Here is a 16,981-nt window from a genome sequence, read left to right on the forward strand (position 1 = left end):
GTATTCCTTCATATAGATAAGATTCCTATCTGTTTTTTAATACCTTCTTCTCTTATGCTCAAAGTAGAAGATACATAGACTTGTGTGCATTAAAGGGTTCTAAATTCAAAGGTAGGATTATGCGTATAGCAGTTTTAGGAGCAGGATATGCTGGACTTTCTGTAACTTGGCACCTTCTTCTTCATACTCAAGGGACAGCAGTAATAGACCTATTTGATCCTATTCCTTTGGGTAACGGCGCTTCTGGTATGTCTTCAGGTTTACTGCATGGATTTACAGGGAAAAAAGCAATAAAGCCTCCTCTTGCTAATGAAGGTATCACAGCAACGCATGCATTAATTACAGAAGCAAGCAAATCCCTAGATACTCCTGTAGTGTTATCTCGAGGGATTCTTCGTCCTGCCATTGATAATGAACAAGCTGAGTTATTTATGAAGAGGGCGGAAGAATTTCCTAATGAAGTTGAGTGGTGGGAAAAAGCTCGTTGCGAAACATCAATTCCCAGTATAACGATCCCTCAAAATCTTGGCGGGTTGTTCATTAAGAATGGGATTACTATAGATAATGATGTCTATATCAATGGTCTCTGGAATGCTTGTGCTACTCTAGGTACACAGTTCTATGATGAATTAATTGAAAATATCTCGGACATAGAAGAATTTTACGATCATATTATTGTTACTCCTGGAGCAAATGCTGATATTCTTCCTGAATTACGAGATCTTCCTTTATCTAAAGTGAAGGGGCAACTCATTGAGATTGCATGGCCTGAGGAAATTCCCATGCCTGAGTTTAGTATTAACGGACCAAAATATATGGTCGCAAATACTAAAAATCATACATGTATTTTAGGTGCTACTTTCGAACATAATCAAACTGAAGCTGTAACTGACGAAAAAATAGCTTATCAAGAAATTATGCCTCCCGTTCTTGCATTATTCCCTGAACTAAAAAACGCCGAAATTCTCAACTATTACGCAGGTATACGTTCGTCAAGTTCAACCCGTCTACCTATAATCAGTAGAATAAAAGAAAACCTTTGGTTCCTAGGTGGGCTAGGATCCAAAGGCTTACTATATCATGGGATCACAGGTGATATGCTTGCAAAAGCTGTTCTTAAGAAATCCACGGGTTACATTGCAAAAGAATTTCTTCTACCCTCGAAATAGAGCTTCGCTAGCCTCCTGTTGTTTTTCCTTATCCTGGTAAAAATTGAAGGAAAAGTTGAAGAAAAAGGATAAAGCTGGAGTTAATGTCAATGCCACAGGGATAACTAAGACGATCATTTCCACTAAAAACGACCAAGTATGTACTTCAGACATATCAACTAAATAAGACATTAAATAAAAAGAGTCCCACACAAGCCATCCGGAAAGGATCAACGGCATTATAGCTATGATAAATCCTGTTCCCTGCCTAAGGACGCTACCTCTGAAGCAATCTATTAACTTCATATAAGCTATGCCTTCACATACGTGCAAAGCCGGAGCACAGAAAAATAAAGATGCGAAAGCTGTTAAAAATAGGAGAATAAGCGCCATTGAAGAGAGATAGGGAACAAAAATTAGCAAAGTATGAAATATTCTTCCGACCCAAGGAAGAGAATTCAAAAATATGGAAAAAATTATTACCGTGCTTATAACCACCATACAAATAAAAAATGGCATAGATACTAGCAAAGAAAGCCAAAGAGATTTCCAATGATTACAGAAAACTTCTTTAATACTTTGGTATCGTTCTTCTTCTTCTGCTCTAAGTAAGAACTGTACAACTACAGCAGAAGCACAAATTACACAAAAAGCGGAAAAAAATGCCACCAAACCTAGTGTAAATATTGATAATTCTGAAATAAAGTCAGAGCATAGTTTAAAAAGTAATGAAAATACAAAACCAAAACAACACAAACTAGAAAAAATAAAAACGAACCTTTGTTTATTGAAAATTTTTCTAAAAGCGCTTTGGCATAGCATATCAAAAGATTGCGACATAACCACCCCCATGGAATCACGTTATAGCAAAGAAATATTTGCCTTTTCCTGAGAAATTTCATCTAAGGATATTTGAATCTTACTGCTTATGAAATTATCCCAAGGCAATCCGGGGACGATCTCGTAATCACCAGAAGGTAACATACGACAAGGAAAACCAAAAATTAGGTCTTCAGGAATACCATAAGGATTGTAATCAGAACATATCCCAACAGAGAACCATTCTCCTTCCTTAGGGATAAAGATAGAACGTGCTGACTCGGCTAGTGCTCTAGCAGCCGAGCCCGCTGAAGACTTGCCTCGTGCCTCAATTACAGCACTTCCTCGATTCTGTATTGAAGGAACCATCACATTTTCTAACCAGTCACGATCACTGATTACTTCAACAGCGGGTCTGCCGGAAATCAATGCTTGCGTAAAATCAGGAACTTGTTTAGCAGAATGATTACCCCAGATCACGGTATGAGAAACCTCATCGAGAGCAACTTGCGCACGATGTGCCAACATACTATGCATACGGTTTTGATCTAAACGTAGCATGGCATAAAAGTTTCTTCTATTTAACCTGGGAGCATTATTCATAGTAATCCAGCAGTTAGTATTTACAGGATTACCTACAACAAAAATCTTAGCATCCCTTTTAGCACAGGTGTTTAATACAGTTCCTTGGGTAGAAAAAATCTCTCCATTACGCTTTAATAAGTCGCTTCTCTCCATCCCAGGACCACGCGGAGCAGCACCAATAAGAAAAGCAACATCGATACCATCAAAGGCATCATTTAAAGACGTAGTTACGTGTAAGTGTTGTAACAAAGGATAAGCGCAATCATCTAATTCCATACGGACCCCAGAGAGCACTCTTTCAGTCCCGGGAAGATCATAGATACGCAGATCTATGCCGCAATCATCTCCAAAGACATCACCACGAGAGAGGGAAAATAAAAAACTATAGGCTATTTGTCCAGTTCCTCCAGTAACCGCAACACTGATAGTCCGTTTGAGCTGCATAACCGCGCCTCCTAAAAAAAATCACTATAATCTCTTAATAACAACAAAATCAAGTACGTCATTACAAACGCCGCTTCCTTCCCTAATATAGTGTGGAAGACAATCACCTGTATTCTCTAAGTAAGAAATAATCTGTATCCTTAGGTAGCAATTTAACCTCAACACAAGATGGACATTGAGCGTGCAAGTTCCGACTCAACATGCACAAGTATCGAATTTAATAACAAGACTTATGCTTTATGAAAGTTTATGTCAAACGGTAGTTAGATATAGACTCCCGTCCGCATAATTCAAGAAAAGGAGAGGATAAAGGCAGGGTTTGAGAACTTTCTAGATATAACCCAAAGGAAATAAAGCAGCTAGAAAGCCAGACGATAAAAGATCGCTCCTCGAGCCCCACACCAAATACTAGCTGAAGATTTAAGCACTTGTTCTCCCTTCCTCTTAGACAAAACTCCGTGGATATCTAGAAATCCAACAGATCTTACACGAATGAAAAACATCTTCCTCTTCCTCCCCAGACTAATCCAGAAAAAATTAGGAGACAATTATACCATATCTACTAAAAATGTAGGGAAGAGAATAATGTTTAGAGAGGTCAAGTAATTTTGTCAAATAACCTTAACAATGCTTCGGCTTCGGGAAGAGCGCTGTTGGTTATTTTTCCTTGCATAATGTTAAGAACTTGATTAGCGATTTCTTTCCCTAAGGTAACACCCTCTTGATCAAAAGAATTAATGCCCCAGCAGAATCCTTGAAAGACAATTTTGTGTTCATAAAAAGCTAAAAGCAACCCTAAAGTATATGGGTCTAATTGCTTAGCCACAAGCAAAGATGATGGTCTATTACCATCAAAATTCTTATTCGGATTATCACTAAATTTTCCCTTAGCTAAAGCTATCGACTGCGCAACCATATTAGCAAACAATTTTTGTGAAGATGTGCAACCATCAAGAGTTATGTCCAGCCCACTCTGACTATTCAAGAAACCTATAAACTCTATTGGGACTATATCCGTACCTTGATGTAAACACTGAAAAAATGAATGCTGACTATTAGTCCCCACCTCTCCCCAAATAATCGGGCTAGTTTTGTAACCCACACGTTCACCATCTTTAGCAATACTCTTCCCATTTGACTCCATAGTACATTGCTGTAAGTGCGCTGGGAGATATGTTAAGCCCGTTGAGTAGGGTACAATCGCAGTAGTTGGGTATTGAAGAAAATTCCTGTTCCAGATACCTAAGAGAGCTGACAGCATAGGAAGGTTTTCTTGTACTATAGGTGTGAGTGCGTGGTCATCCATAGCTGCTGCTCCTTCAAGAATAGTTTGAAACACATCGTGACCAAAAGCAAAACCTAGGACCACTCCTCCGACCATAGAAGTTGAAGAAAAACGTCCCCCAATACTCTCCCAAATATGAAAAACTTCACGATATCTGTTTGTATCATCCATAGGACTTCCTTCACAAGTAACTGCAATGAAGTGATCTTGAAACTTTAAACCCTGTTTAGAAAAGTGCTTAGCTAATAATGCTTCATTAACAGCTGTTTCTAAAGTAGTTCCTGATTTTGAAACAGTTACAACAAGAGTTTTAGCACAATTTATAGTGCGTAGAACTTCTGCTGTATTATCAGGATCTATATTAGAAATAAAATGGACAGTCTTGTTCGAACTACAAAATCCTTTAAGGGCAAAATACAAGGCTTTAGGACCTAATTCAGAACCTCCTATACCAATCTGCACTATAGTATCAAAGTGGTCTATAGTACTTAAAAACTTTCTAAGTTTCTCATTTTCTATTTTTGATTTTATAGCGATATCTTTAGCATTAGGTCCAATACCTTCCATACCTCGCACCCATACACGTGTTGCTGTATGTAAAGCGGGTCGAGATTCAGAAGGGAACCCCTCAATATAATTAACAGTTTGTCCCTCCTGCATAGCTTGCATCTGCCCAATAAGATCACGTTCTTGTGATAACGTGGCTAAGGTTGACATAACTACATCATCTACTTGTTCCGTAGCATAACTTAAGGTGATGCCTAAACGATTTACTGCAAATTGTTCTATACGTTCTCTAGATAAGATTGCCGGAGAAGTAAGATCAATAGGTTGTTGAGCTAATTCTCTTAGTATTTTTGCTGATGGGGTATTCCAAAAACTAGTCTTATTCATACTTCATCCATATCTAGTCTAAAAAACTTGTTAAGCTATAATCCTCATAGTACACATAACCAAGTTCCTTGCAATGATCTCTAAACAATTTTGTGATTCTATCTTAGAACAATTTATATTATTTCTTTCTGTAGATCGAGGATTGAGTAGGAATTCTATATCTGCTTATTGCCAAGATATCACGTTGTTTCTAAAAATCAATGCCTTAGAATCTTGCGATCATATTTCACAAGAAACTGTTCTTCACTTCGTAGAGGAGTTACATCAAAGAAAAGAAGCTGAGACCACCTTAGCCCGACGACTAATTTCTTTAAAAGTGTTCTTTCATTTCTTGAAAGACGCTAAGTATCTTTCGGTTACTCCCATTATAGAGCATCCCAAAATTTGGAAACGCTTACCTTCTGTTTTATCGATAGAAGAAGTTAATGCTCTATTATCCGTACCTACAAAACTGCGGAATATATCCCCCATGCTTAGATTCAGAGATTCAGCAATCCTCAACACTCTTTACTCTACAGGCATTCGTGTTTCAGAACTCTGCGGACTGTGCATTAGTGATGTTAACGACGAATTTATCCGCGTGACGGGTAAAGGGTCTAAAACTCGCCTTGTACCTTTAGGTCGCTTGGCAATGGATGCTATTGACCGTTACCTTTTTCCATTTCGAGAACAACTTCAGAAAAATAACTCCGAAGAAAATCACCTTTTTCTAACATCCAAAGGCAAAAAAATTGACCGTTCATGCGTGTGGAGAAGGATTCAAATCTATGCCAGTCATATCACTACCAAGCGCATCTCCCCTCATTCCTTAAGACATGCGTTCGCTACACACCTTTTAAATAATAAAGCAGACCTACGAATCATCCAAGAAATGCTGGGGCATGCACGCATTTCTTCTACCGAGATTTACACGCATGTAGCATCAGAAACTGTAGTAGAAAAATTTCTATCTCATCATCCTAGAAATATCTAATCGCAATAATAAAACCATACTCCATTCTCTCTTTGCAAACGACAATCCTCCTTATCTTGAGCAGCGTTAACAGTACCTGAAGTTTCAGGATAGTAGTAGCGATAATCGTAAGGATAGTAGAAACTATAGGGGACCTGCTGAGCATCTTCCTGAAACTCCAACCCTATAACCTGGATTTTCCTAGGCAAAGCATAAGGTTTCTTTACAGAACTGGCAGATTGCGCAGCCGTAGAGGTAAACAAACAACCCATCAGAGCAAGACAAGACAAAACTCTCCGCATCTTCCTCATAAAATCACCAAAAAAAACTAAAACTCTAGTCTTTATTTTACTACGAATTAACAATTTTATGACGAATGAAGAAATGCCCAGGATAGGACTTGAACCTACATGCCGCGAAGCACTGGATCCTAAATCCAGCGTGTCTACCAATTTCACCACCTGGGCACAGAAAAAGCTGGGAGAGATCCCCAACTTGGGAATACAGTGATTTTGTCTTCTTACTTCCTTTTTGTAAATAAAAATTCGCGTCTCCCTCAGGATTAGTCATAATCGTTTAAACCATTCACAATCAAACTTGCAGGAAAATATCCTTTTTTATAAGTTTCATCGCCCTATATCCTCTGAATTTGTGCTTGCCAAACTATGAATACGCCCGTGCCTGTTGCAACGTCTACAGCTAACACTACCTTAAAAGAGGATGCTAGTGCCTCCTCTCAAACACAATCCTCTGGAATAATAAAAACAGCTTCTGGAGATATTGTTCTTACAACTTCTGCATCCGAAACTGCTAACTCTTCTTCCTGTTGCATATCAGAACTTTCTCTGCCCATTTTCCTTTCCTCGTCTTCTGGGACATCTCTTATGCAACAGAATCCTGACAACTTTAATATAGCATTTCTCTCTCCAGAAACCATAGAATTAGAAATACAGATTGCTGAGTTAATATCTGCCCTAGGACAAGCAGAAACCTTGAATTCAGAAGAACCTTGCCATAAACATCCCTCAACATCTAAGGAAGCCCTTCCACCTAAAGACGACAATTTCCTCACGGATTCCTTCCCCAAATTTGTACGTACAGAGTCTCCTGCTTATTCTTCTTCTAATCATTCTACGCATGGCGCGCATCAATCCTCTAAGAACCAGTCTCTTATTTCCACTCGAACATCTTCTCAAAGTCCATCCGTTGCCAGTTCAGAGAAAAGTCAAATCACGGCTCCCTTTGGTAAAGGAGGTTCTATTCCGGAACAACCTAAATCAAAGGAAAAATATAATGAGCTTCTCGCATCTGCTCACCACAAGCTTGCATCTTCTGATCATAAAATGAGCCCTCTCTCAGTTTTGAAGTCGCAGCAAAGCAATAAGGATAATCATTCTCAAGAAAGAAACCAGAAACAGGATCAACAAGAGCAAGAACAACAGGAAGAAAAAGACGAAAAAAACAAAAAAAATCTTCTATTAGGCTTCAAAGCATTGTTAAACCATCTACAAATAAAGTGTTATCTATTAACGACCTACGTTACGCACACGAAATGCGCCAGATGGAACAAGTTAGCGCTAATACATGTATTATATCAGGAGCTTTAAAAAAACGTCCTGTCTCTCCTATGAGCTTATTTCATAGTCAGACTTCGTTATTCTCTGCAAACCGCAACGAACACGAGTCTTCTTTGATAAAAACTCCAAAAATTGAGAATGTTTTTATTCGTTTTATGAAACTAATGGCCAGAATTCTGGGACAAGCCGAGGCTGAAGCTAATGAGCTCTACAATAGAGTCAAACAACGTACTGATGATGTAGATCAGTTGACTGAATTAATCTCTCAAATTAATGCTTGCCCAGGCGACATCGACTGGAGTAATAACGAAACAGTCATTCCTCTTTTAAAAACAGCAGAGGCGCATGGCATAACAATAAATTCTCCTGCCAAATGGTCAGAAGAATCTAAAAAACTTTTCAAAGAGAATGTTCAGATTCGCAAAGAAAACTTAGAAAAAATCACACAACTAGAGCGAACAGATATGCAAAGACATTTGCAAGAAGTTTCCCAATGTCACCAAGCACGATCAAATGTTTTGAAGCTTATGAAAGAAGTAATGGACACATTTGTTTATAACTTACGCCCCTAATGTCTTATTTAACCTACTTATTAGAAAGAATTGCTCATCAAAGTCAGGAAGATTTTCCTTTTCCTGATGATCTAGAAAACTATCTTCGAGGTTTTTTCCCTGATAAGGGTGTTCCTTTAGACACCTATCAAAAGGTATTCAAAATCCCATCTGAGGATCTAGAAAAAGTTTATAAGGAGGGGTATAATCTGTATTTGGATAAAAAATACGAAGAAAGTATTTCAGTTTTTCGTTGGTTAGTTTTTTTTAATCCCTTCATATCTAAATTCTGGTTTTCATTGGGCGCTTCTTTACATATGAGCGGTGAGTACTCTCAAGCCCTTCATGCGTACGGTGTAACAGCTTTATTGCGTGACAAAGATCCTTACCCACATTACTATGCCTACATTTGCTACACTCTTATAGACGACAAAGAAGAAGCAGATAAAGCTCTAGAATCTGCTTGGGAACGCTCTAAACACCACCCTGCTTATGCGGAACTTAAGGAAGAAATATTGAATATTAAGAATTGTAGCGAGCACTAAATCTATGGGAGAAATTTAAATGTCGTCTTGGCTAGCACAAGCAACAGAGATAATGTTGACACAGTCTCCCTATATCTCTGATAACTGTACAGAGGTGTCGCAAAATTTTAATTATACTATCACCTATTCTCCCGAAACTCCTCCTCTTTCTTCTCTTCTTTCTCGATTCTTCAACAAACAAACCTCTTCGGTCAAGGATAACAGTAGTCAAACTATCAGCAAGTCTGTTACAGTAGCGACTCCTAAAGAGAAAATACTATATTTCGGCAGTTCGTTATCGTCTCAGTTGCCTAAAAATCAAGAATCTACCACGTCCTCTTCTCCTTGGCATTTGTTTACAACTACACATTCTAAGCAAGAGAAGTTAGCATTATTTAAAAGCTTGTTAGAATCTAAAGAAACATATCAGCCTTCTGAACAAAAGATGCCATTTTCTCATAAGGATTCTAATCCGTGTTCTAGTCAGCTACACGCACCAATTAAACAATCAAATAGTTCGACTTCTTGTCAGCTGCCTAAACAATTTAAGCCAGACGAATCCCGATACGATTTGCAGAAGGAAGCTATACAACGAGAAGAAAAAGCTCAAGATAACCACAAGAACTATAAACATAGCATTTTTCCAGAACAGAAAAGATTAAAAGATCACCATACAAAATCCAATTTTCAATCTTTCTTTCAAAAAGATTCTCGTCAAAATCAAAAAGACAAGGAAGCACAAACAAAAACTAACAAAGTTCAGCGAAAAAGAAAAAAACATGCCTCCTCCATTGTCCCCATAATTAGTCCACCTACTATTGGAATCTTCTCTCTCTGTTACTTGCTTACGAAACAAGGTATTCTTTCTGATTTTATATCTTATAGTGCGTTTCGAGATTCTTTAGAGAGCACAGAAAAGGAGATGAACGCTTTACACAATCAAAGAATCAAGAAAATTGAAAAAGCTATTGAGAAAGAAAGGAAAGCTGAAACCTGGGGAGCTCTAGCAAGATTAGTTTATTGGGTAGGTAGCTGGATAGGCTTTTGTTGCGTTACTATTGGGCTAGCTAGTGGCATTGGAGTGGTCCCATACTGTCTCTTGTTTACTGCTCTGATTTCGATTGTCCTGGAAATATTGCAGATGTTTTCTGATTCAGGGAAAATAGACAAACTACTTCCGGGTGATAAAGAAACCCGGGCTAAAATACTACGTTGTATCAAACTTGCTTTGTTTATCCTTGTTGTTATACTCTCGGCAGTCTCTATTGTTCTTAGTAAACCTGCTCTTAACACCGCCTTTCAGTCAGCGATATCCAATATTAATACTCAAATGACTTTAGGAGTAAATATTATAAAGTGCGCAGAATACTTAGAGAGATCTAAGAATTTAGATCTTAAAGGGATTCTAGAAAGGATTAATGCAAAAATAGGTAATATAGCAATGGAACGAGATGCTTTAACATTACGTATGGAGGATCTCTTGGATCAGCTATCTTCCGATTTTGAACAACTATCTGAAGTATTACATTTACAAAGAGACATCGAGCGTACATTCGTAGAAGGTATTAGATAAGGACTTATGACACTATCTTGCACAATAACAAGCAATTCCTCCTTGCCAGAAGAAGAGATACATACTGGCACTACAAGTTCTAATTCAGAGGGAGCATCTGAAGAAGTATTTGCTGAAATATCTTTGCCAAGTAGTTGTCAGGTTGCTTTATTAAAGCCGATGACAGAGTGCTGCCAGACAGCTCTTTTACGATTTAGCGAGAAATTTTCTGAAAATGAATCTAAAAACAAACCAAATCCAAAGGAGCTATTGCAAGCAAAACAAGGAATACTTGCTAGAAACTCATCTTTACCTAAGACTTGTCCAAAAGCTCCGATGTTGTCTTCTTCTTCTCAAGAAGGGAAGACGACGTTATATACGCAACCTGGTTCTTCCTCTCCCTCTTACCTACCAAATGGTAGTAAGATAAGAAGTTTGTCTTTACCATTTTCTACCTCATCTTTAAAAAATTCTAAAGACGGACAGAAGTTAACAACAATAATTATCCAACTACCTACAGTTAAAGAGAGTAAAGATAACCTCCTGTTGCTATCATGGTTCACTACACAACTTCATATACCTACTTATCGTAGTAAGGTACTCAATTTACGTAACTCTCTATCTAATCGTGAGCAAACAACAAAACAGTCTTCTCATGCACAAAAATCTTCTACGAATAAATCCTGGACTTCGACATCTACTCCGATGTCGTTGTTCTCTAATCATCAAACAAATACTCATCTAAATAATAAAAATAAATCTGGTGATCGTGACGAAGGTTATGGTGGAGGTACAGATCATGAAGAATCTGAAAATTCATCCGATAACCCTCAGGAAGAAAATGAGGAAATAGAAAGCCTTTCTGCTAACACTACTTCTTCTCTATCTACTCAATATCAAGACACTGTAGCTCCTAAAGAATTTAAAGAGTTTCTTCTATCAGAGTCGCAATTGAGTGTTGCTATAGGCAAACGCATTGCAAATATTGATATTCTTAGAATGTGTGCAGAAATTATGAAAATCATGCTTAAAAGTCGCAAAAATGCGTATTTTGAGCGTTTAGAAATGCGCCGAATATTTATAGAGGAGTCCCTACTAATTGCAGATAGTTATATCCGTCAGGCTAAAATGTGTCAGGTTACTGGGGTAGCTATGGCGGTCTGCAGTATAGTAGGTTCGCTTGGCAAAGTATTTGGAGAAATATTTGGAGAAGGTCTTTTAAGTTCTTTGCAACGTGGTTTGGGGTTATTCAAAAACGCTAGTCCTAAAACATTTTTTGATTCGTTTTCGAATCTCTTCTCTTCTTTGTCACAAATTTGTGAGCAAATTTATCGAGTATACGAACTGAAAGAATCTGCCTACCGCTCAGTTCATGAAGCAATGAAAGAGAATGCCAGAATGATGCATGACGAAATGATCCGATCCATAGAAGAAATTAAAGATGAGTGGAAGAATATGGAGCATTTGTTAATGCAAATCATTCAAAATGATTACGACACTATACGCCACTTATACCAATAAGAATTAGATATTCTTTCGTATATTTTTGTACGCCGTAGTTTGTCCCCAAGGGAAAAACACCTTGCAGCTTTGCTCAGTATAAAATGTCTCCTTTCCATAAGATAAAGAATCCAGTGGAAAAGATATACTGATGACTACCGCGCCTAGAGGTAAATTATTTAAATTTCTAATTACATTACCTAATATTCTTAAAGAATAAGAAGAACCATAAAAATAAATATATGAAACTTCGGTTAAGTCTATAGAGTCAAAAGATCCCTGCATACATAATGCTGGATTTTTTGAAAACTTTTGTAGTTGTGCTGCCTTGTTTATAAATGCTTCTTGATTATCTATCCCTACTGCTGTAGCACCAATAACATGACCAAACCAAAAACAAACCTTCCCTAGTCCACACCCGAGATCATAAATCGTCTCTTTGGAAGTTATTCCAAATTCTCTACAAATTTTATTTAAGGCTGACCAAGGTGTCTCTCCATACACATTACCGTGAATCAAAAGAGAAGAATATGCGGAACGCTTGAGTAAATCGTAGGGATTATGACGCAAACAATATAAAAACTTAAAACAGTCAAAAAATAATAACTTAGGATACCTTGGATATAAGATAACACAAGAATAGAACAATTCTCTAATGAAGAAGGTATCTCGGATAACTCGCAACCAAAATGCTCGTGTAAGCAGTAAAAGTCGCTTTTTAACAGGAAATCTCTTTTGGAACTTGGAATACAACATCTTCTGTAACGAATATATCCTCCTCAACCTGCACATCACCTAAAAGTATCTTTAGTTTAGATACGCATGCTTGTACAACATCCTCCGGAGTAGATGCTCCTGCTGTTACTGCAATATCTCCAGAATAGCGTAGAATTTCATCAGTAATATGCTCGGGACTATTAATTAGAATAGAAGGGATGTTCCTTCTTCTTGCGATCTCGCACAAACGATTAGAATTAGAGCTCTGCGTATCACCAACAACATAAACAAAATTTACTCTACTCAATACAGAACGCAATGCCCCTTGGCGATTCTGAGTAGCATAGCATACCGAAGAACTAGGCAAAGTAATAATCTGAGGATAACGCATTTTCAACACCTGAGAAATATCAGACACATCATCTAAGCTCAAAGTTGTTTGAGTTATATAAAACAAAGGATCATTGCTGTTAAACGTTAGTTTCTCTACATCTTGCACATTTTCAACTACTGTAACGCTATTAGGAGCTTCACCTTGAATACCTATCACTTCAACATGGTTCTTTTTACCTATTAAAATGATCTTATATCCTCTACTAGCATATAGCTTAACAGCAGAATGAACTTTAGTCACTAAAACACATGTTGCGTCAATATCAAGAAGACAACGCTCTTTAGCTATTTCTCGAACACGCGGAGAAATACCATGCGCGGAGTAAATTACTCTAGAGCCATAAGGAATTTCTTCTAAATTTTCTACAAAAATAGCACCCTTTTCTTTTAAACTATCTACCACATGACGGTTATGGACGATCTCATGTTTCACATAGATCGGTGCTCCCCATCTTTCTAAAGCAGATTCTACAATTTGGACAGCCCTAACCACTCCAGCACAAAACCCTCTAGGATTACATAGTATAATCTTACGCATAGGAAGCCTTATAATTTAAAAACAAAAAGCCTTTAAAAAGATACTCTCTTCTTAAAGGCCACTAATGATACCACAATTCGATTATCTTGTTGTCTCCTTAAGAAATATTCTCCATTTCTTGGTTTGAGGAGTTCCCTTTAGCCTTCTCCTCTTCCAAAAAAGTTAACAACGTTTCTTTGACTTTACCGATATAGTCACTGTAGCGTCCTGTTTGTACGTCTCTGGAGGTCACATCAAGAGAAACATGTGGTGACACCCCTAAATTTTCGATTAAGGACCCATCTTTTCTGATAGCTAAAGAACCTGTTAAAGAACAATTTTTGATTCCACTACGGTTTGGGAATGCTACATTGAATACAAACCCACCCGCACCAGCAGTACACTTTCCAATCAGAAGGGCTCGATTATTATCTTTCATGATGGCCGCGAACAAATCAGCACAAGAGTAATTGTCCTCATTGATCAACACACATATCGGCTTATCATAACTAGCACGAGGATGAGGATGCACATTAGCAAATCCTAACAAAGGAATGGGTGATGAGAGATTAATATCTCCCTTGCCCCAACAGTCTAAAACACGATGTGAAAATGATTGGAGATACCCCACGGCATTCATATCCATGACGTACCCTTCCATATCTTCCCCTAAAGCAGTATGAACCTGTTCTTCATTATCAACACCATCTAACATATTCAACCAGTTAACTGCAGTACTGACCTCATCTTGAGTAAGTATCATTCTATGCAAAGGGACGGATAAAGGGCGGTCAGTAAGCATGGAAATCAAACCATAAAGATAGAAGACACTGCCTCCAGGATTGTTAGTTTGGTCAACTATCAACGCATCAGTATTTGCTTGCATATGCAAAATAATTTGCTCAAAATTCTTCCAAGGTGCGTCCAAATTGTCTGGATCACGATCCTCCATTTCCTCCCAAGCATATGTAGAAATACGTACAAATCCTATGTTGTACATATGCCCATTTTTACCCATTAATTGGAAAATATAAGCATGATACGGTCCATCACTTTGCTTCCAAATAGGCAAACCAAAATCTGGTAAAAAACCTCGTTTACTCCCTATGTTAAAGTCACTTGATAATCCGGAACGATACTGCTTACGCAATTCTGACCAAAAATAAGGAACCATAGAAGTAGTAAACAAACTATCAGTGCTCTTCAAGCAAGAAGTATTGTGATTTTTTGCAATACAAGAATTGAAAGACAACTTTGGCTCCTTAATCAAAGGAGTGATCAATGACAGATCTGCTATACTCTCAGGAGTATGTCTCCAGCGAACTTTGATTGTACGAACTAAACCACTAGGTCGTCGTATTTTCAAATTAACAATACCAACCGGTACTGTATGCCCCAAAGAGGCAGAACGTGATACCAAGGTGCGAACTGCAGTAGCATAATCGGAAGATGTCCCTCTACCTGTACGCACACTCTCTATCGCAGATGATATGTCCATGTTATCAAATTCTAATATTTCATCTCCCTTGCTAATTTCCGAATTATATGTATGGACATCGACTACGAAACACTTACCATCTTCGCTCAATTTTAGAGTGTAAGGAAGAGAAGATGATTCGGTTGCAAAAAATACAATACCTGCGTGGTAATCGTTCAAAGAGACAAAATAATTCGCTAAAACCTGTTGACAGTACTTAGTCGAGGGTTCTTCTTCTAAAAAGAATTGAAGACGAGCACGTCTTGTCTCTTCTTCAAGATTCCAACTCAATAAATCTTGCTTCCAAACACGTGGAGCATACTTCACTTGTAGTAGGTGCTCTATAAATTGCAAATCCGCACACGCATTATCACGGACCAAATTTTTGGAAAATGCGGGCACCTGAAAAAACACATACAAAGCGCAAACAAACGCTGCTAACCTTTTTACTCTCATATTAACCTCTCCTCTCTCTGAACCCAAAGAATGCTTTTAAAGGACCCAGCATGATAGATGTGAAAACATTTTTTTAAAACAGAGTTTTAAAAATTAGGTGACAGTATTTTTAGAAAAACCAAAACGGTTAAACTAAAATATATAAGCGCTCTATGAGGAAATAAGAAATTAAACCTCCAAAATAACTAGCTAAGGCGATCCAAGAAATTTTCTTGAAGTACCAGAGAAAATCGACTTTTTCGATGCCCATGAAAGCAACACCAGCCGCAGAACCAATTATTAAAATACTACCTCCAGTTCCTGCAGCATAAGCAATGAGTTTCCAAAGTGAATCATCTATAGGCAAATGATACATTCCCATGGTAGCTGCAACAAGTGGAACGTTATCTAATACACTAGAAATAAGACCTATTAGAATAGCCACAGTACTTCTAGAAAACAGCTTATCCATACACAAAGAAATATCAGAAAGAACGCTAGAAAAAGTTAACGCATTGACCGCCAACAAGATGCCTATAAAGAACGTAATAGAAGATATATCTATTTTTGTAAGAATATGAGGTATGCGCAAATGATATCTATCCTCACCATGTGGTGAGTGTATCCAATCACTCGCCAACCATACTAATCCTAAGCCTAATAGAGCACCTATAAATGGAGGCACCCCCAAACACGCTTTCCAGATGGGCACCATAAGTAGAGAACCTAATCCTACACAAATAATTAGACTACTCTTAGGGGGAGAACTTTGAATCTCAGTATCTTTAGCAATCATTGAAACAGCTCGCTTTTTCAGCAATAGCTGACCACAAATTCCAGCAATAGTCACACATACCAAGCTAGGGACGAACAATGACTTGATAATACCGGAAGAAGAAACCTTGTTATTAATCCATAACATTGTAGTGGTTACGTCTCCTAGGGGAGTCCAAGCACCACCAGCATTGACAGCAATTACACAAATTGCTCCAAGCAAAAGTCGATCTTCGCGCGATTTAACTAAACGCTTTAAAATAGAAATAATAATAATGATAGAAGTTAGATTATCTAAAGCTGCTGACAAGAAAAAAGACAACCCTATGAGAGTCCAGAGCAACAAAGGTCCTGACTGAATATAACAACACCGAACTATAATCGAAAAGCCCTTATGCGCATCTATAAGCTCAACTATCGCCATAGCAGCAAACAAAAAGAAAATTACCTGAGACATATCTGCAATTTCTTCGGCAAGCAACATGTGGTCGGCCTCTGGGATGTGAGAAAAACACACCAGCCACATTAAGCCTCCCATCGCCAAAGCTACTGCCGACTTATTCACGCGGACAATATGCTCAAAAACAATCGCTACATACCCGAAAAGAAAAAGAGCACATAATTGAAACTTCAACATAAATGACCTCGGATAATTTTACGAAACTAGCCCCCTATTTGACTTGTCATTAGCATTGCTGTCCAACTTAAAAAACGAATAAGCCAGCACAAAGAGTAAACTTAAAGACCTCAATTGAGGCAGACTCCCCCAAATGATGCGGATGTAAGTTGAAATCCCCCTGATTTCGACTACGTGCCTAATACAACAAAACCCCAGAC

At 38.0% G+C, this 16,981-nt stretch carries 15 protein-coding genes, 1 tRNA gene and 1 pseudogene; 7 read left to right on the forward strand and 10 right to left on the reverse strand.

Annotation, left to right across the window (positions count from 1 at the left end; genetic code table 11):
• The first annotated feature begins 119 nt into the window (after positions 1-119).
• The gene (locus tag H359_RS03815; protein WP_020370439.1) at positions 120-1,169 is read left to right on the forward strand and encodes an FAD-dependent oxidoreductase; all 1,050 of its coding nucleotides are present in this window, start codon (positions 120-122) and stop codon (positions 1,167-1,169) included.
• Here the strand turns inward: H359_RS03815 and H359_RS03820 are convergent.
• The 4 genes from H359_RS03820 to H359_RS03835 all read right to left on the reverse strand — a co-directional run bounded on the left by H359_RS03820 (position 1,155) and on the right by H359_RS03835 (position 5,175).
• On the reverse strand, positions 1,155-1,988 hold the full coding sequence (locus H359_RS03820; protein ID WP_020370440.1) for a hypothetical protein: 834 nt from the start codon (positions 1,986-1,988) through the stop codon (positions 1,155-1,157). The two genes, H359_RS03815 and H359_RS03820, sit on opposite strands and share 15 nt — an antisense overlap.
• A 21-nt stretch (positions 1,989-2,009) precedes the next feature.
• Positions 2,010-2,996: a malate dehydrogenase gene (locus H359_RS03825; RefSeq protein ID WP_020370441.1), complete on the reverse strand. Its 987-nt coding sequence runs from the start codon at positions 2,994-2,996 to the stop codon at positions 2,010-2,012.
• 359 nt (positions 2,997-3,355) lie between these two features.
• Positions 3,356-3,499, reverse strand: a complete 144-nt coding sequence (gene ltuA / locus H359_RS05160; RefSeq protein WP_021119620.1) for a protein LtuA — start codon at positions 3,497-3,499, stop codon at positions 3,356-3,358.
• A gap of 95 nt (positions 3,500-3,594) precedes the next feature.
• Positions 3,595-5,175, reverse strand: a complete 1,581-nt coding sequence (locus H359_RS03835; protein WP_020370443.1) for a glucose-6-phosphate isomerase — start codon at positions 5,173-5,175, stop codon at positions 3,595-3,597.
• 73 nt (positions 5,176-5,248) lie between these two features.
• Here H359_RS03835 and H359_RS03840 point away from each other — a divergent pair, with 73 nt between their 5' ends.
• Positions 5,249-6,148 (forward strand): site-specific tyrosine recombinase XerD, encoded by a 900-nt coding sequence (locus H359_RS03840; protein ID WP_020370444.1) that lies wholly within the window; start codon positions 5,249-5,251, stop codon positions 6,146-6,148.
• Here the strand turns inward: H359_RS03840 and H359_RS05100 are convergent.
• Together H359_RS05100 and H359_RS03850 are read right to left on the reverse strand one after the other, a co-directional pair.
• Positions 6,145-6,438, reverse strand: a complete 294-nt coding sequence (locus H359_RS05100; protein WP_020370445.1) for a hypothetical protein — start codon at positions 6,436-6,438, stop codon at positions 6,145-6,147. The genes H359_RS03840 and H359_RS05100 overlap by 4 nt on opposite strands.
• Before the next feature lie 74 nt (positions 6,439-6,512).
• A tRNA-Leu gene (locus H359_RS03850) sits at positions 6,513-6,594 on the reverse strand.
• A gap of 198 nt (positions 6,595-6,792) precedes the next feature.
• Here H359_RS03850 and H359_RS05020 point away from each other — a divergent pair.
• The 5 genes and pseudogenes from H359_RS05020 (at position 6,793) to H359_RS03870 (ending at position 11,852) form a co-directional block, all read left to right on the forward strand.
• Positions 6,793-7,734 (forward strand): hypothetical protein, encoded by a 942-nt coding sequence (locus H359_RS05020; protein WP_051149446.1) that lies wholly within the window; start codon positions 6,793-6,795, stop codon positions 7,732-7,734.
• Between the two features lie 95 nt (positions 7,735-7,829).
• A pseudogene (locus H359_RS05265) lies at positions 7,830-8,276 on the forward strand (hypothetical protein); the annotation flags it as partial.
• Positions 8,276-8,800 (forward strand): SycD/LcrH family type III secretion system chaperone, encoded by a 525-nt coding sequence (locus tag H359_RS03860; protein WP_020370447.1) that lies wholly within the window; start codon positions 8,276-8,278, stop codon positions 8,798-8,800. The pseudogene H359_RS05265 and the gene H359_RS03860, both read left to right, overlap by 1 nt.
• Positions 8,801-8,819: 19 nt before the next feature.
• Positions 8,820-10,352 (forward strand): hypothetical protein, encoded by a 1,533-nt coding sequence (locus tag H359_RS03865; protein WP_020370448.1) that lies wholly within the window; start codon positions 8,820-8,822, stop codon positions 10,350-10,352.
• A gap of 6 nt (positions 10,353-10,358) precedes the next feature.
• The gene (locus H359_RS03870) at positions 10,359-11,852 is read left to right on the forward strand and encodes a hypothetical protein (RefSeq protein WP_020370449.1); all 1,494 of its coding nucleotides are present in this window, start codon (positions 10,359-10,361) and stop codon (positions 11,850-11,852) included.
• Between the two features lie 3 nt (positions 11,853-11,855).
• Here H359_RS03870 and H359_RS03875 read toward each other — a convergent pair whose 3' ends face one another.
• From H359_RS03875 to H359_RS03890, 4 genes are all read right to left on the reverse strand, one after another.
• Positions 11,856-12,401, reverse strand: a complete 546-nt coding sequence (locus H359_RS03875; RefSeq protein ID WP_269146480.1) for a class I SAM-dependent methyltransferase — start codon at positions 12,399-12,401, stop codon at positions 11,856-11,858.
• A 148-nt stretch (positions 12,402-12,549) separates the two neighbouring features.
• Complete coding sequence (gene ispH, locus H359_RS03880; protein ID WP_020370451.1) at positions 12,550-13,479, reverse strand: 4-hydroxy-3-methylbut-2-enyl diphosphate reductase; 930 nt, start codon at positions 13,477-13,479, stop codon at positions 12,550-12,552.
• A 97-nt stretch (positions 13,480-13,576) separates the two neighbouring features.
• Complete coding sequence (locus H359_RS03885) at positions 13,577-15,391, reverse strand: protease-like activity factor CPAF (RefSeq protein ID WP_020370452.1); 1,815 nt, start codon at positions 15,389-15,391, stop codon at positions 13,577-13,579.
• Positions 15,392-15,518: 127 nt separating this feature from the next.
• Positions 15,519-16,781: an NhaD family Na+:H+ antiporter gene (locus tag H359_RS03890; protein WP_020370453.1), complete on the reverse strand. Its 1,263-nt coding sequence runs from the start codon at positions 16,779-16,781 to the stop codon at positions 15,519-15,521.
• Positions 16,782-16,981: the final 200 nt, after the last annotated feature.

This window comes from Chlamydia ibidis 10-1398/6 (genome assembly GCF_000454725.1).
In the GTDB taxonomy this organism is placed as follows: Bacteria; Chlamydiota; Chlamydiia; order Chlamydiales; family Chlamydiaceae; genus Chlamydia; species Chlamydia ibidis.

Coding starts and splice junctions, on each gene's coding strand:
- H359_RS03815 (WP_020370439.1), top strand. CDS start 120: ATGCGTATAGCAGTTTTAGGAGCAGGATATGCTGGACTTTCTGTAACT.
- H359_RS03820 (WP_020370440.1), bottom strand. CDS start 1,988: ATGTCGCAATCTTTTGATATGCTATGCCAAAGCGCTTTTAGAAAAATT.
- H359_RS03825 (WP_020370441.1), bottom strand. CDS start 2,996: ATGCAGCTCAAACGGACTATCAGTGTTGCGGTTACTGGAGGAACTGGA.
- ltuA (WP_021119620.1), bottom strand. CDS start 3,499: ATGTTTTTCATTCGTGTAAGATCTGTTGGATTTCTAGATATCCACGGA.
- H359_RS03835 (WP_020370443.1), bottom strand. CDS start 5,175: ATGAATAAGACTAGTTTTTGGAATACCCCATCAGCAAAAATACTAAGA.
- H359_RS03840 (WP_020370444.1), top strand. CDS start 5,249: ATGATCTCTAAACAATTTTGTGATTCTATCTTAGAACAATTTATATTA.
- H359_RS05100 (WP_020370445.1), bottom strand. CDS start 6,438: ATGAGGAAGATGCGGAGAGTTTTGTCTTGTCTTGCTCTGATGGGTTGT.
- H359_RS05020 (WP_051149446.1), top strand. CDS start 6,793: ATGAATACGCCCGTGCCTGTTGCAACGTCTACAGCTAACACTACCTTA.
- H359_RS03860 (WP_020370447.1), top strand. CDS start 8,276: ATGTCTTATTTAACCTACTTATTAGAAAGAATTGCTCATCAAAGTCAG.
- H359_RS03865 (WP_020370448.1), top strand. CDS start 8,820: ATGTCGTCTTGGCTAGCACAAGCAACAGAGATAATGTTGACACAGTCT.
- H359_RS03870 (WP_020370449.1), top strand. CDS start 10,359: ATGACACTATCTTGCACAATAACAAGCAATTCCTCCTTGCCAGAAGAA.
- ispH (WP_020370451.1), bottom strand. CDS start 13,479: ATGCGTAAGATTATACTATGTAATCCTAGAGGGTTTTGTGCTGGAGTG.
- H359_RS03885 (WP_020370452.1), bottom strand. CDS start 15,391: ATGAGAGTAAAAAGGTTAGCAGCGTTTGTTTGCGCTTTGTATGTGTTT.
- H359_RS03890 (WP_020370453.1), bottom strand. CDS start 16,781: ATGTTGAAGTTTCAATTATGTGCTCTTTTTCTTTTCGGGTATGTAGCG.